This is a genomic window from Halomonas sp. PBN3 (assembly GCF_000475415.1).
Classification (GTDB): Bacteria; Pseudomonadota; Gammaproteobacteria; order Pseudomonadales; family Halomonadaceae; genus Halomonas; species Halomonas shengliensis.
On the sequence record NZ_AXCA01000220.1, the window covers coordinates 1 to 15,235 of the forward strand.

Genomic DNA, 15,235 nt, shown 5'->3' on the forward strand with positions numbered 1-15,235 from the left:
GGGATTACCTTATTTATTTATCGGCGATGGAAGAGGCCACCACAACACAGCCAGGCACCTGCCGGCGCCATCACCCGGCCCGAAGGCGTTTGACATCGCCCCGGCGGCGCCGTACCGTAAAACCAGCGCCGATTTGAATCCCAGCTTGCGGGCGCTCTACAAATCCAGCTAAAGCGACGCCAAGAGCCCGCTTTAGCATCTGCAAAGCGGGTTTTGTGTATCTGGCCCTCGGGGCACCGCCGATTTAAGCACCAACTTGCGGGCGGGATAGAAATGCAGCTAAAGCGGCGTACGGCTCCTCTCCCCTGGGTCGGCGCTTGCCGAACCACGACCTCCAGACAGGGGAAAAGGAGACCGACATGAGCCATCTTGCCCAGACCACCACCGACCAACGCCAAGGTTCCACCACGCTCGCCCGCCTCGCCGCGCTCGACCTGACCCAGGACGATATCGTGCGCCCGGAGCTGCGCGATGACGCCATCCTCGCTGGGCGCTCACGGCGTACCACCCGTCCACGGCCAGGCCAGCTTGATTCCGGCCGCCAGGGATGGCGAACTGATAACAACACAATATCAACGAGCCCGGACGACTGGGCGTAGAGGAGCCCACATGACACGCAAGGAAGCGAGCCCCCACCGCCTGGACCGGGCGCTGGTGTGGGAGGGATTCAAGGCGCTGCTGCCGCTCTCGCTGTTCGTCATCGTCTTTGGCGTCGCCTTCGGCCTGGCGGCGACCCAGGCCAGACTCGGCGACCTGGAAATCGTGCTGATGAGCACCCTGGTCTTCGCCGGAGCCTCGCAGTTCGCCGCCCTGGAGCTGTGGGGGCCACAGGTGCCCTTCTTCACCCTGCTGGTAACGGTGTTTGCCATCAATGCACGCCACCTGCTGATGGGCGCCACCCTCTACCCCTGGCTCGAGCCGCTCCCGCCGGCGCGTCGCTACGCCATCATGCTGGTCGCCACCGACGCCAACTGGGCCATGGCCATGCAGGCCTTCCACCGCGACCGGCCGGGGCTGGGGCTGATGCTGGGCGGCGGCATCGCGCTGTGGGGCTTCTGGGTGCTGGGCACCTGGCTGGGCCTGCACGTCGGCGGCGCGGTGCAGGACCCCGCAAGCCTGGGGCTCGACATGGTGATGGGCTGCTTCCTGCTGGCCATGGTGGTGGGCGGCGAGAAGAACCTGCGCATGCTGCTGATCTGGGCGGTGGCCGCCGGCGCCTCGCTGCTCGCCTTCTACTACCTGCCGGAGAACAGCCACGTGGTGGTGGGCGCCATCGCCGGCGGCCTGGTGGGCCTGGTGTGGGGGAAGCAGGAATGAGTGTCGAGACCAGCGGCCTGGGCGCGCTCCTCATCATCCTGGCCATGGCGCTGGTGACCCTGGCGACCCGCTGGGGCGGCGTCTTCGTGATGTCCTTCGTGCCCATCGGCTACCGGGTGCGGCAGTTCATCCACGCCATGTCGGGCTCGGTGCTGGTAGCACTGCTTGCGCCCCTGGCGGTGACCGGCGACACCGGCGCCCGCCTGGCGCTGCTCACCACCGCCGTGATCATGCTGACGCTCAAGAAGCCGCTGCCGGCCATCGCCGGCGGCATCCTGGTAGCGGCACTGTGTCGCCAGTTCCTGCCGGGGACATGATCTCCCGCACCCTTCGCACCCAGCGTGCCGTCACGCTATCGTCACTCCTCACCCGCACCCTGGCAGGCTTGCCACCTGGTTGAAGGAGTATCTCATGAGCGACCATCAGGCCTCTTCGGGCCGCGTCCGCGAGGTCTTTCGCGCCTTCCTGCTGCTGGGCCTGACCTCCTTCGGCGGCCCCATCGCCCACCTCGGCTACTTCCGCAGCGAGTTCGTGGAGCGGCGCCGCTGGTTGACCGAGCAGGACTACGCCGACCTGGTGGCGCTGTGCCAGTTCCTGCCCGGCCCCGCCAGCAGCCAGGTCGGCTTCGCCCTGGGGCTGATGCGCGGCGGCCCCTGGGGGGCCCTCGCAGCGTGGACGGCCTTCACCCTGCCCTCGGCGATCCTGCTGGTGCTCTTCGCCCTGGGCGCCGCCGCCTTCGAGGGGCCCATCGGCCAGGGCCTGATCCACGGCCTCAAGGTCACCGCCGTGGCTATCGTCGCCCATGCGGTGTGGGGCATGGCACGCAACCTATGCCCCGACCGCCACCGCGCCGGCATCGCGCTCGCCGCGGTGTTCACCGTCGTGCTGGTGAGCGGTCCGCTGGGCCAGGTGGCGGCCATCGTGGTCGGCGGCGTGGCCGGCATGCTGCTCTGCCGGAACCACATCGAGGCCGAGGCGCATCCCCTGACCCTGCCCGTCTCGCACCGAACCGGCCATCTGGCGGGGCTCGCCTTTATCGTGCTGCTGGTCGGCTTGCCGCTGCTGGCCTGGGTCACGCCCTCCATGACGCTGGCGGTAATGGATGCCTTCTACCGTGCCGGCGCCCTGGTGTTCGGCGGTGGCCACGTGGTGCTGCCACTGCTCGAGGCCGAGGTGGTGCAATCCGGCTGGGTAAGTGCCGACGACTTCCTGGCCGGCTACGGTGCCGCCCAGGCGATCCCCGGACCGTTGTTCACCTTCGCCGCCTACTTGGGTTCAGTGATAGGGGGCTCGATAATGTCACCGCTGGGTGGCGGCCTGGTAGTCGCCGCCCTCGCGCTGGCGATGATCTTCCTGCCCGGCATGCTGCTGCTGGTAGCGGTGCTCCCCCATTGGAACCGCTTCCGCCGTTGGGACAGCGCCCAGGGGCTGATGCGCGGCGCCAACGCCGCCGTGGTGGGCATCCTGGGGGCGGCGCTCTACCAGCCGGTGTGGACCAGCGCCATCCTGGGCCCCCGGGAGTTCGCCCTGGCGCTCACCGGCTTCCTGCTGCTCGCGGTCTGGAAGCTGCCCGCCTGGGCGGTGGTGGCCCTGCTGGCAGGCGGCGGGGTGTTGGTCTCGTTGTGAGGCACGCCCAGCCGTGAGGGGGCGAGTCATGTATCATGGCGGGCCGAATTATTGCCAAGGAGCAGGCCATGGCAGACAGCAAGGCCCCCAAGTTCTATGTCGTCTGGGTCGGTCGCCAGACCGGCATCTTCACCTCCTGGGAGGAGTGCAGCCGCCAGGTGAAGGGCTACCCCAAGGCGCGCTTCAAGTCCTTTCCCACCCGGGAAGAGGCCGAAGCGGCCTTCTCCAAAGGCCCACGCGGCTCCGCCCCTGCCAAGCCAGGCGAGAGCTCCGGCGGTGGCGGCGCGACGTCTGGGAAGCAGCCGGCACGGCGCAAGGCGCCCGCCTCAGCAGGCACCTCCGCCGACGCGGGCAAGCGCTACGATACCGAGATCTACTGCGACGGCGCCTGCGAGCCCAACCCCGGCGATGCCGGCTCCGGCATGGCGATCTACCGTGACGGCAAGCTGTCGGAGCTCTGGTACGGCCTCTACAACCCCGCGGGCACCAACAACACGGCGGAGCTCAACGCCCTGCACCAAGCCCTGCTGGTCGCCCAGCAGGAGGTCGCCCGAGGCGCCTCCGTGCGCATCCACTGCGACTCCACCTACACCATCAATGCCATCACCAAGTGGGCCGGTGGCTGGAAGCGGCGCGGCTGGAAGAAGGCCGATGGCCAGCCGATCAAGAACCCCGAGATCATCCAGCGCACCCACGCGCTCTACGAGAGCCTGAAGTCGAAGGTGACCATCGCCCACGTCAAGGGCCATGCCGGGGTGGAGGGCAACGAACTGGCCGACCGTATGGCCATGTATGGCGCCGACCGTAAGGAGCGCGATTTCGTTCGCTACCCGGTCGACGAGAGCGTCGCGGATATTCTCCGGCTGAAAAGAGGCTGATGCCGGGGAGTCGAGGGAATCGGAGTACGCCCCGGATTACGCCTGTTGCCAAGGGTCGATCAGCTGGACACCCAGGGACTCGAAGTCCTTGGTATTGCGCGTGGCAAGCACCGCCTGGTGGCAGAGGCAGATCGCCCCGATCTGGGCATCCGGCATCTGCACCGCCCTGCCCACTCGTTCACTCACGGTGACGCACTCGGCATAGCAAACCGCCGCCTCGGCATCGAAGGGAAGAATACGGCCGGCAAAGTCCTCCTCGAACATGGCGGCAGCAGCCGACGCCAAGGCGCGCCTGCGATGCCCTTCCGGCAAACACTGGATGCCGTAGAGGATCTCGGCAACGGTAATCGCCGTGATGGACACAAACGAAGCCTCTTGAGCGTCCAGCCACGCGACCACGCGCGGCTCGGGAGAAGGACGCATCAGTTCGGAGAGCACATTGGTGTCCAGTACGATCACTCTTCGAACTCCGCCGCCCGTGGGCGCTGCTGGCGGCTCGGTACTTCCAGCTCAACTCCGCCCTCTTCGGCAAAACGCTGCCGGATTCGGCTGCCCAATCCCTGCTGAGGTGCTGTCGCCAGCGCGCGGCGCAGGATCAAGCGCACCTCTTCTTCCATGGAGTGCCCATGGCGCGCCGCCGACAGCCGGAGCTCGGCCTTCAGCGCATCATCCAGGTTACGAATCGTGATGCTGGCCATGCCGGTTCTCCTGAATCATCATCAATGCTATCAATGATAGCAAACCAGGCCAGAAGTTCCTCTGTGCCCCGACGCCTCCACCTCACTGTTGCGTTCGAAACTCCCGCCCCGCCAGCAACTTGAGTATCAGTAGCGCAAACTGCCTGCCCGTCTCCTCATCCTCCAGCAGCGGCATGCTGAGCTTCTCGTGGTCACTGAGGGCGTCGAGCACGGCGTCGGTGACCTTCTTCGGGAAGAGGCCGTGCATCACCTGATCCTCGCTGTGGTTGCGCACCTGGGCCATTACCGCCTCGTCGCGTTCGATGCGGTCGGCGATGCCGTTGGCGAAGTGCAGCTTGTCGTCGTCGCTGACCTCGGCGCCGTAGAGATCATTGAGCCGGTCGATGATCTCGGCCAGGCGCTGCTTCTCCGGGTCGTGGGGCTTGCCTGAGCCCACCTCGCTGACGGGGTTGAGGCCGTAGTCGCCCTCGGCCTCTTCCAGGCGCAGGCGCTTCTCCTCGCGCTTGGTGAGGCGGTAGTGGGTCAACTCCAGTTCGCTGACGTCGATGCTCTCCTCTTCCAGCAGCCGGTCGGTGCGCAGCAGCGGGTGGAGATGGCGGGCGAAGACGCACAGCTGCTCCAGCTCGGGGTCGTCAAAGGTGACGATCTGGCTGAGAAATTCGTAGGTACGCACGAAGCTCTGCAGGTTCTTGCGGAACAGGTCGAGCTCGTCCTGGGCGGTGCCGGCCTCCTTGAGCTCCTGCTCGGCGCGCTTGAGGCCCTTGTCGTCGCCGTTCTGCTCGGCGATGCGGCGGGCCTCCTTCCAGGTCTGCTGCTGCTCGAGGAGCGCCTGGTACTTGTGCTTGAAGCGGTCCTGGGCGGGGCGGCAGTAGTAACTGAGGCTCGACGCCGGCGCCTTGGGATCGAAGAAGGCCTTGGCGAAGCCCTCCACCTCGGGCCAGTGGTAGATGCCGCTGGCGTCCAGGCTGCGCTGCAGGTCGTAGACCACGTTGGGGTCGGAGACGTCGGCCAGCTCGGCCTTGCGGTAGTAGGGGGCGAAGGCGTCGAGGATCTCCTGCTCGTCGTTGTAGAAGTCGAGGATGAAGGTCTGCTTGCCGGGGAACAGCCGGTTGAGGCGCGAGAGGGTCTGCACGCAGTCCACGCCCTGAAGCTTCTTGTCCACGTACATGGCGCACAGCTTAGGCTGGTCGAAGCCGGTCTGGAATTTGTTGGCGGCGATCATCACGTTGTAGTCGTCGGTGTCGAACGCCTCGGCCAGGTCCCGCCCCTTGAGCCCGGGGTTGAGCAACTTGCTGGTCTCGCTGACCTCCTCGGGGATCACCGCGTCGGGCGGCACGCTGCCGGAGAAGGCGACCATGGGGTGAACGTCGGCGTAGCCCTGCTCCTGGATATAGGCCTGCATGGCCAGTTGGTAGCGCACCGCCTCCTGGCGGCTGGCGGTGACCACCATGGCCTTGGCCTGGCCATCGAGCAGGTGGCGGACGTTGTCGCGGTAGTGCTCGACGATCACCTCCACCCGCTGGGCGATGTTGTAGGGGTGCAGGCGCACCCACTTGGCCAGGGTCCGCGAGGCCTTCTTGGAATCGACCTCCTGATCCTCCCCCTCGGGGTGGGCGAGCTTCCAGGCGGTGCTGTAGGTGACATAGTTGGTGAGCACATCGAGGATGAAGCCCTCCTCGATGGCCTGGCGCATGGAGTAGAGGTGGAACGGCTCGGGCGTGTTGTCGGCGCTGGCCGGCAGCGTGGGATCCGGCGGGCGACCGAACAGCTCCAGGGTCTTGGCCTTGGGGGTGGCGGTAAAGGCGTAGTAGCTGATGCGCTCGCTGGGGCGGCGTGAGGCCACGGCGGCGTCGAGCATGGCCTCCGCACTGATTTCACCATCATCACCTTCTGTCGCCTCCCCTGCGGCCGCCAGCAGCGCCTTGAGCTTGCTGGCCGAGCTGCCGGTCTGGGAGGAGTGGGCCTCATCGGCGATCACTGCGTAGTGGCCCTCGGCGAGCTGGGGGCGCTTGTCCAGGGCGTCGAACAGTGCCGGGAAGGTCTGGATAGTGACGATGATGATGCGGGTATTGCTGGCCAGGGCCTCGGCGAGCTGCTCGGACTTGCTCTGGTTGCCGATGTCGCGGGTGATGGGCCTCACCACGCCGTGGGCGTGCTCGAACTGGTAGATGGTGTCCTGCAGCTGGCTGTCGAGCACGGTGCGGTCGGTGACCACGATCACCGAGTTGAAGAGCTTCTTCCCATCCTCGGCATAGAGGTTGGCCAACTGGTGGGCGCACCAGGCGATGGAGTTGGACTTTCCGGAGCCGGCGCTGTGCTGCACCAGGTAACGCCGCCCCGGCCCCTCGGCCAGGGTGGCCTGCACCAGGCGGTTGACCACCTCCCACTGGTGATAGCGCGGGAAGATCAGCGTTTCCTTGATGGTGCGGCGGCCATGGAAGTCCTCGCTCGTCTTCTTCTCCAAGTGCAGGAAGCGCCCGAGCACCTTCAGCCAGGCGTCCGGGGCGAATACCTGCTCCCACAGGTAGGCGGTGGCGTAGCTGTGCTCGTCCGGAGCGGGCGGGTTGCCGGCGCCGCCCTCCTCGGTGCCGCGGTTGAAGGGCAGGAAAAAGGTCTCCTTGCCGGCCAGCTTGGTGGTCATGGCCACCTCGGCCTGGCTCACCGCGAAATGCACCAGGGCGCCGCGCTTGAAGGTCAACAGCGGCTCCGGCTTGCGGGTGACGGGGTCCTTGATCGGGCGATCCTGACGGTACTGGCGCTTGGCGTTCTCCACCGTCTGCTTGAACTGGCTCTTGAGCTCCAGGGTCGCGGTGGGAATGCCGTTGACGAACAGCACCAGGTCGAGGCGGGGATTGTAGCTCTCACCGCCGCCGGTGCCCTTCTCGCGGGCGTGGGGCGAGTAGGAGACCTCGGGCACTACCCGCAGGCGGTTGGCGCGGTAGCGGGCCAGCGAATCCGGATTCATACCGTGGTCGGGCTGGAAACTGCAGAGGTCGAACTTCACCCCCGGCACCTTGAAGCCGTGGCGCAGCACCTCCAGGGTGCCGGCCCTGTCCAGCTCGCGAACCACCTTCTGCACAAACACCTTTTCCGGTGCCTGGGGGTTGGCCTTGCAGAACTTCTCCCAGCGCTCGGGCCAGGCCTCGTGCACATAGCCGAGCAGATCCTCGGTATAGAGCGCCGAGGCCCGGTCGTAACCGCTGGCCGTGCCGGCCTTCCAGCCGTGGGCCGTCATGGCCTCGATGATGTCCTGCTGAAAGCGGGCTTCCCTGCTGTCCGCCATGTTATCCCCTGAGAATCAGGCTTTATTTTCCTTAGCCTACGCCGTTGGCGTTGGGCACACAAAAAGTAACCTCCCAAGGTGCGCATCCATGAGAGGCGTGGGAGGTGTTGTTAACGGACATCGATTGTCAGGTCGATACTGACGGCAGCCTTACACATGGAGGGGCATGTGTAAGGCTGCAGGCACTTACTTTACACAAGGGAAGGCCTGCGTCAATTCAGGCCCCTGTGCCTTACACGCAAGCCGAGCGATAAGGCTCATGTCCGGAATAGCCGCATGTATCGCTCGAAAACGAAGATTCGGTTGCGCTGGTAGCCGGTGATCTCATTCAGCATGTTGTCCTCGACCATCTTGTTGAGCAGGGCAGAAGCGGTCTGATGGGTCACATCCAGCAAGTCACTGACCTGGCCGGCCGTGACGGCCGGACGCCTGTAAAGATGCTTGAGCAACTTCTGAACGTTCTCGGCCCGCTTCCCGTAGCCGAATGCCAGGTGGTCCATCTCCTGGCGCAGCGTCAGGATACCCTCGAAAGTGGCCTTTCCCTTGCCGGCCGTCTCGATGATGGCCGACAAGAAGAACTTGACCCAGTGCACCATGTCGTTCGACATCCGCACCCGGGTCAACGCATCGTAGTAGCTGGCCCGATTGCGCTCGAAGAAGTCAGATAGGTACAGCGAAGGCTTACGCAACAGCCCCTTGCTGACCAGGTAAAGGGCGATCAGCAGCCGGCCAATGCGGCCGTTACCGTCGAGGAAGGGATGGATGGTCTCGAACTGATAGTGGCTGATGGCGATCCTGATCAGTTCAGGAACACTGACATTGTCGTTGTGCCAGAAGAGCTCCAGATCTCCCATCAACGCTGGCACTTCATCGGGATGAGGCGGAATGAAGGCGGCATCGGCCAGGCTGCTGCCGCCGATCCAGTTCTGGCTGACACGGAACTCCCCGGGCGACTTGTGCTCGCCACGCACCCCCTGCATCAGGATGGCATGGGTGTGCTTGAGCAGCCGATTGGACAGGGGCAGACGCTCCAGCTCCTCGACCGCTTCGTTGATCGCCTGGACGTAGTTCTGCACCTCCTGCCAGTCATCACGCTTTTCGGGGGCCAGTTGGCTGCTGTCCAGTACTGCCTCGTCCATCTCGGTCTGGGTACCCTCGATGCGGGACGAGTTGTTGGCCTCCTTGGTGATGTGCATCTGGATGAACAGGTCCACATCCGGCACGATCAGTGTGAAGGCATCGAGCTCGGCCAGGGCTCGAGAAGCCCGCTCCAGAAGAGTGTTGATCTGCGGGTCTTCCCAGCTCCATTCGTGGTTCACGGTGACCGGGCTGAAGCTCTTGTACTGGTACTGTGACACCCAGCGCCCAGCCTCCAAGGTTTCAAACTTCATCAATAGCCTCCTTGCCTTAGCCGTAGGTGGCCCGCGTCTCAGCGGCCATCAATATCTCAGGCTGCTCAGATTGTTGATCGGCTTGCCACCCGCGAACGTCGATCTTGCCGGTAACGGCGGCGGAGATCAGGGCTGAGCGGCGCTCTTGCAGAAAGCTAATGGCTTTCTCACCTTCAAGAATCAAGTTTTCGATACGAGCAGTTTCTCGGCCGAGAAAGTCCAGAACCTGGCGCTGCTCTTCTCGCGGAGGTAGTGGGATAGGGCACGACATTACATTGCTGGAAGATACCGACGCCAGATTGGTGCTTTGCTTCGAATAAAGATAGAAATAGGAGCGAGCAGCCTTCGAACCCGTGAACATCGATAACCAGTGCGGCAACAGGTGGTCATTCGGCCGAATTGCAAAGACATGATTTTGGTGAAGGCAATCTGCAATTTCACCTTCCCACACGGTTCCACGTCCAAGCTTGTCATTATCGCCACCTTCATTCATCAAGACATCGCCAGGATGAAGGCGATAGCGTTCAACCTCGGATAGTGCAACTGTCACAGTGTTAACCGACGAGAGGTCGACATGCCCATCCTGGACATTGGCAACTCGCAGATATGGCAGGTCAACCGTGGGTGTGTCATCGGAGTAGCCTTTCCCCTTGGCCACCCCCCCTTGGATGGTTGCATACCACCGTAAAGGCCCGACCACCCAATGCGCCGGCACCTTACCCAGCCACTCCACCCCGGAGTCCTTCATCGTCACATCAGGGTCCAGCCCCTTGGTGACGGCATGGGAGATCACCGCCTGGCGCTTCTCCTTGAGCAGGTCGATCAGGCGCTGCTGCTCTGCTACCAAGGCGTCGATGCGGGCGGTTTCGTGGTCGAGAAAAGCTGCAATGGTGTGCTGCTCTTGCTTGGGAGGTGATGGGTGCCAAATACCCCCAAACTCATCCTGTCCTAGATTCTGCATGCTGGAGCTGGTTCCAGCACAAGCAACCTTCACCTGATCTCTGTAAGCAGGCGTTCGGGTAAAGAAGTAATAATATTTCGGACTGCAACTCTCCTCCAGCGAAACTTGCCATAGTCTATCTGGCAGAAAGATACCGACCGGCGCCTCGAGAACCAAGCCAGCAGACCCGACCAATTCCGGCGTATTCATCCTGCTGACAATCAGCGTATTTTTACGCAAGGGGCAGGATACTCGCCCTAGATCCTCTTGATTGACAGTCTTATTTTCACGCCAGTCAAACCATCCTTTATAAACACAGCTAGTCTTGAGAACACCCAGCTCACCTTGAGCTGCAGGCACGTCAGCCGCGTTGACGCTTGTACCCGATTCTACTGCCGCAATAGCTCGCTTTAGTGGCTTGACTTCCCAATGCGCCGGCACCTCCCCCAACCACTCGACGCCGGAGTCCTTATATTCGGGATAGGGAGAAAAACGACTCATTGTTCCTCTCCCTGGGCCAGGTTCAGCGTATAGAACTCATGCAGTTTGGCTTCCAACAGCGCTTTGTCCGGTAGTCGGGTCTGGTATTCGGCGATCAGTGCCGGCGACAATGAGCGGTTGAGGGCGTACTCCACTACTTCATCATCCTTGCTTGCGCAGAGCAGAACACCAAGAGCGGGATTCTCGTGAGACTTGCGTTCATCCCGATCCAGCGCTTCCAGATAAAAACCCAGTTTTCCCAAATACTCCGGCTCGAAGCGCCCTACCTTGAGCTCCACGGCGACCAGACAGTTCAAGCCTCTATGAAAGAACAGCAGATCCAGCGCGAAGTCGCGCCCGCCTACCTGCAATGGGTACTCGGAGCCTACGAAGCAGAAGTCCCGGCCCAATTCGATCAAAAAATCCTTAAGCTTGAGCAGCAATCCTTGATGTAAATCCGCTTCGGCATGGCTATCCGGCAGGTTCAAGAACTCGACCATGTAGGCATCCCGAAACACCCCGAGCGCCTCGGGATGATTATGGGTAACAGCCTGGGTGGCCTTGGCCGGATTTAACACGCTACGCTCGAATAACGCCGACTTGAATTGGCGCTCCAGCTCGCGGCTCGACCATTTTTCCTGGATAGCCAGACGCAGGTAGAATTCCCGCTCTTCGGGTCGCTTCGCCTGGCTGAGAATGATCAGGTTGTGCGTCCAGGGCAGTTGTGTCAGCAGTGCTGACACTTTTTCGTTGTCGCGATAGGTTTCGTAAAACTGACGCATACGAAAGAGGTTTCTACGCGTAAACCCTCGCAGCCCAGGCTGAGTGCGTGCCAGGTAGTCGGCGAGCTGTGTAACCACGGCATCGCCCCATTCGGCGCGCTCCAACTTGTGACTGATAAAAGCACCTACTTGCCAGTAAAGATCGATCAGCTGTGTATTGACCGCCTTAACTGCCTCGCGGCGAGCCGCCCGGATTAACGCCACCACGTCATCGAAGCTGCCATCTTCCGGCGATTGTGGAGTATTGGCTCGGCTCATACCGCCATCTCCTCGATCATCTGCTTGATCCGGTCGGTACAGGCCTTGAGGTCGGCGTCGATCTCCTCCAGCGGACGCGGTGGCGTGAACTGATAGAAGTGCCGGTTGAAGGGGATCTCGAAGCCGACGATGCCGATGCGGCCATCCAGTGGATCGCGCTTGTCCTCGTCGATCCAGGCGTCGGGGACGTGGGGCTTCACCTCGCGCTCGAAGTAGTCGAACACCGACTCATCCAGCGGCACGTTTTCGTTGTCGCGCAGGCCAGTGTCGGGTTCGGGGTTGCCCTTCTTGTCCAGGCAGATATCCGCCTCGGGGTCGCGCTCGGATAGGGCACTGAGGATGGCCTTCTGCAGCGGGGCGCCGACCTTCAGGCCAGCGCCCTTGATGGCGGCCTTGAGCGCCCTGGTGAAGACATCACGATTGGTGAACACCTGCTCCGGGGCCAGGGTGGCGCAGGCGGCCTTGATCGCCTCGCGCTCGGCCTCCGGCAGCTTCTGGAGCGGCTTCTCGTCCTCGAGCTTTGCCAGACGCTCGGGGCTGGCCTGGAAGTTGAGGCGCAGCGGGCGCTCCACGGTGATGCGCCGGTAGCCGAAGGCCTCCACCGGGAACAGTTTGCTCTCCTCGCTCTCCTGGCAGGCGCCGTAGAGGCGCACGATCTCCTCGATGTCGCGGTCGGCGACGAACTGGCGCTTGCTGCCCAGCGACTTGCGCATCTTGCTCGCCCGGCCGGTGGCGTTGATCAGCTGCACCTGGCCGCGGCGCTCGGCGGGCTTGTGGTTGGAGAGGATCCACACGTAGGTGGCGATGCCGGTGTTGTAGAACATGTCAGTAGGCAGGCCGACGATGGCCTCCACCAGGTCGTGCTGCAGCAGGTAGCGGCGGATTTCGGACTCGCCGCTGCCGGCGCCGCCGGTGAACAGCGGCGAGCCGTTGAGGATGATGCCGATACGCGAGCCGCCCTCCTGGCGGGGGCGCATCTTGCTCACCAGGTGCATCAGGAACAGCAGCGAGCCGTCGGAGACCCGGGGCAGGCCGGGGCCGAAGCGCCCGTCGTAGCCCTTGTGGTTGTGCTCGTCGGTGATCGCCTTCTGCACCTTCTTCCACTCCACGCCGAAGGGCGGGTTGGAGAGCATGAAGTCGAAGTGCTCGCCGGGGAGCTGGTCGTCGGAGAGGGTGTTGCCGAGCTTGATCTGCTCCACCGCCTGGCCCTTGATCAGCATGTCGGCCTTACAGATGGCGTAGGACTCGGGGTTGAGCTCCTGGCCGTGTAGCGAGACGGTGACGTCGCGGCTGACCTGCTGAATGTACTCGTCGCTCTCGGAGAGGAAGCCGCCGGTACCCGCCGTGGGGTCGTAGACGGTGACGATGCCGTGGGGGCGCAGCTTCTCCTCCTGGCCGGTGAGCACCAGCGAGGTGGTCAGATGGACGATGTCGCGCGGGGTGAAGTGCTCCCCCGCCGTCTCGTTGGAGCTCTCGGCGAACTTGCGGATCAGCTCCTCGAACACCAGGCCCATGCCGTAGTTGGACAGCCGCTGGGGGCTCATGTCGATGGCGGCGAAGCGTTGCACCACCTGATAGAGCAGGTTGCTGGCCGAGAGCTGCTGGACGAAGCCCTCGAACTCGAAGTGCTCGAAGATCTCCCGAGCGTCCTGGCTGAACGACTGCACGTAGCTCATCAGGTCGTCGGCGGTCTGGGTGTCGGAGAGCGTGCCCAGGGTCAGCGGCGAGGCGTTGAAGAACGGCTGCTCCGCCGCGCGCAGCAACAGCTTCTCGCGCACCGCCTCGGGCTTGGCCTGGTGGGCGTGGGCGGCTGAGAGTACCTCGGCCTTGGTGGGCTCCAACACGCACTCCAGGCGCCGCAGCAGGGTGAAGGGTAGGATGATGCGGCCGTACTGGGACTGCTTGAAATCGCCGCGCAGCAGGTCCGCTACGGACCAGATGAAGGCCGCCAGCTGAGAGTGACTCTCCGTGTTCACGATGCTTCCCCGCGTTCTTGGTGCTGATGATAGGTATGCAAACCATCATACACAGCGAGGGAGTGGCCAACGAGATGGCGAATCTAGCGAGATGGTGGGCCCAGCAGGACTCGAACCTGCGACCAAGGGATTATGAGTCCTGCCAAGCTACCTGTAGGTCACACAAAGGCAAAGCTTGGAGGGTCTACCCCCTGTCGAGCCTGAACGGCACTGCAGCGTGGAGGGTTCCGCAAGAGCAAAAACGCCTTAGCCACATTGCTTCTATTGCTTCCACCGCCCGTTATAGCTTGGCAATGCGTACAGGTCAACCCGGCCATGGGATGGATAATGCGCCATACCCAGCCTCTTGGTGCGGCTCAATTTTCTCATTGGGGTGAAGGTATTGCTGGCAACATGAGGAAGTGGACACAGCATCTCAACCTGCCTGACATCTGACGCCCACGGCCGTGCCTCAGTTGGAAGCCTCCTCCGGAATGCTTCCCAGACCACCGCCAATGGCTGCGCCTGCACTACGGTCTAAAAGCGGGTCATAGCCACAGCTGAACAGCAACCCAGCGGGAAAGATCATACCGATGGTTTTGGATGGGGGGATAGCTCTCGCCTACACTCGGTCTCCAGGTGTGAAACGCAGGTTGAATTGGCGATAGTCCTGCTGGAGGCCGGCAGGGAGCTGTCGGATCTTAGGAAATGGTGCTGCTGCTTCTACAGCCAAGAGGACTGAGCGGTCAACGTCCACATTACCACTGCTTTGCGTGATTGATGCAGAGTAAAGCTCGCCTGCTGCTCCCAGGCGTACGGCTACCTCTACCACTGCTCCTGACTCAGTACCTGGTGGGATCACCCAAGCCTGCTGGACCGAGAGCCTGACTGAGTTGATGAAGCTGTCGGCGCGATCCTGCCCCTGAACGATATCGGCTATCTTATTCTGACGTATAGAGCTCTGGCTAATATCTACTAATGATTTCTCTTGAGCGGAAGCCACTTCCAACTGACGACGGACCACACTCAGCTCGCCCTGCACCTCTGCAAGGCTGTCTTCCAAGCGTAATAGCAACGCTTCAGACACCGCGGACTGCGTGGCTTGCGGAAGAGCCTCTTGCTTCATAGCTGTCATCACCCCGCCTCATTCACGAGGGTGCTGATCGGGCGGTCTGAAAGTACTGGCTGGCGGCATCGCTCATCAAGATTGGCTTCTTCAGCGCGAATGGCCGTTGAGTAATGCCAGAATGCGGACTCTTTCCCGCTTTCTTATAGCTCTATGGAATCAATTGCGGCCGTCCAAGCAGACGTGATCGCCGACCCCTGCTCCAGTCGCTCGCTTTCTGATGTTGTGGTGGTCTCGCAGGAGCGTCAGCTCAGTGCGGTCAGCTTCGGCAGCCCCTTCAGCAGCGTCGGCCACCACTTGTCGGCGGCGGCACCCAGATGAACGGTGATTCGCCGAGCGTGCAGCCTCAGCGTGGCGGCGACCTTCAGCACTTGCTCGCGCATCCGGCTGAGGCTCCAGCCTTGGCGGGTCTGCCGCTCCAGCAAGCAGCGCAGGCCATGCAGGACCTGGTAGGCGTAGAGGCTGAGCAGCAGGCTCACCGTAAGCGGCCATTCTGGCGCG

Annotated in this window: 13 protein-coding genes and 1 pseudogene; 5 read left to right on the top strand and 9 right to left on the bottom strand. The window is 62.9% G+C overall.

Going from position 1 to position 15,235, the window contains the following annotated elements; genetic code table 11:
* The first annotated feature begins 359 nt into the window (after nt 1-359).
* The 5 genes from Q673_RS34535 (at nt 360) to Q673_RS34555 (ending at nt 3,821) form a co-directional block, all read left to right on the top strand.
* Nucleotides 360-599, top strand: a complete 240-nt coding sequence (locus tag Q673_RS34535) for a hypothetical protein (protein ID WP_023007383.1) — start codon at nt 360-362, stop codon at nt 597-599.
* A gap of 10 nt (nt 600-609) precedes the next feature.
* Entirely contained in the window at nt 610-1,317 is a 708-nt protein-coding gene (locus tag Q673_RS34540) for an AzlC family ABC transporter permease (protein WP_023007384.1), read from the top strand.
* Nucleotides 1,314-1,634 (top strand): AzlD family protein, encoded by a 321-nt coding sequence (locus Q673_RS34545; RefSeq protein WP_023007385.1) that lies wholly within the window; start codon nt 1,314-1,316, stop codon nt 1,632-1,634. Before Q673_RS34540 ends, Q673_RS34545 begins: the two co-directional genes overlap by 4 nt.
* 94 nt (nt 1,635-1,728) lie before the next feature.
* Entirely contained in the window at nt 1,729-2,943 is a 1,215-nt protein-coding gene (gene chrA / locus Q673_RS34550; RefSeq protein ID WP_023007386.1) for a chromate efflux transporter, read from the top strand.
* A gap of 68 nt (nt 2,944-3,011) precedes the next feature.
* Nucleotides 3,012-3,821, top strand: a complete 810-nt coding sequence (locus tag Q673_RS34555; RefSeq protein ID WP_023007387.1) for a ribonuclease H family protein — start codon at nt 3,012-3,014, stop codon at nt 3,819-3,821.
* Between the two features lie 36 nt (nt 3,822-3,857).
* Here Q673_RS34555 and Q673_RS34560 read toward each other — a convergent pair whose 3' ends face one another.
* From Q673_RS34560 to Q673_RS34600, 9 genes and pseudogenes are all read right to left on the bottom strand, one after another.
* Nucleotides 3,858-4,280, bottom strand: coding sequence for a type II toxin-antitoxin system VapC family toxin (locus Q673_RS34560; RefSeq protein WP_023007388.1), 423 nt, complete (start codon nt 4,278-4,280; stop codon nt 3,858-3,860).
* Nucleotides 4,277-4,519: a FitA-like ribbon-helix-helix domain-containing protein gene (locus tag Q673_RS34565; RefSeq protein ID WP_023007389.1), complete on the bottom strand. Its 243-nt coding sequence runs from the start codon at nt 4,517-4,519 to the stop codon at nt 4,277-4,279. Before Q673_RS34565 ends, Q673_RS34560 begins: the two co-directional genes overlap by 4 nt.
* Before the next feature lie 82 nt (nt 4,520-4,601).
* Nucleotides 4,602-7,802, bottom strand: coding sequence for a type I restriction endonuclease subunit R (locus Q673_RS34570; RefSeq protein ID WP_023007390.1), 3,201 nt, complete (start codon nt 7,800-7,802; stop codon nt 4,602-4,604).
* A 257-nt stretch (nt 7,803-8,059) separates the two neighbouring features.
* Nucleotides 8,060-9,193, bottom strand: coding sequence for a Fic family protein (locus tag Q673_RS34575; RefSeq protein ID WP_023007391.1), 1,134 nt, complete (start codon nt 9,191-9,193; stop codon nt 8,060-8,062).
* 16 nt (nt 9,194-9,209) lie between these two features.
* Nucleotides 9,210-10,634, bottom strand: a complete 1,425-nt coding sequence (locus Q673_RS36300) for a restriction endonuclease subunit S (RefSeq protein ID WP_081712107.1) — start codon at nt 10,632-10,634, stop codon at nt 9,210-9,212.
* Nucleotides 10,631-11,653 (bottom strand): PDDEXK nuclease domain-containing protein, encoded by a 1,023-nt coding sequence (locus Q673_RS34585; RefSeq protein ID WP_023007395.1) that lies wholly within the window; start codon nt 11,651-11,653, stop codon nt 10,631-10,633. Before Q673_RS34585 ends, Q673_RS36300 begins: the two co-directional genes overlap by 4 nt.
* Nucleotides 11,650-13,629, bottom strand: a complete 1,980-nt coding sequence (locus Q673_RS34590; RefSeq protein ID WP_023007396.1) for a type I restriction-modification system subunit M — start codon at nt 13,627-13,629, stop codon at nt 11,650-11,652. The genes Q673_RS34585 and Q673_RS34590 overlap by 4 nt, the downstream gene beginning before the upstream one ends.
* 601 nt (nt 13,630-14,230) lie before the next feature.
* Nucleotides 14,231-14,743, bottom strand: coding sequence for an energy transducer TonB (locus Q673_RS36305; protein WP_081712108.1), 513 nt, complete (start codon nt 14,741-14,743; stop codon nt 14,231-14,233).
* A 236-nt stretch (nt 14,744-14,979) separates the two neighbouring features.
* Nucleotides 14,980-15,235 (bottom strand): annotated as a pseudogene (locus Q673_RS34600) (IS1380 family transposase); the annotation flags it as partial.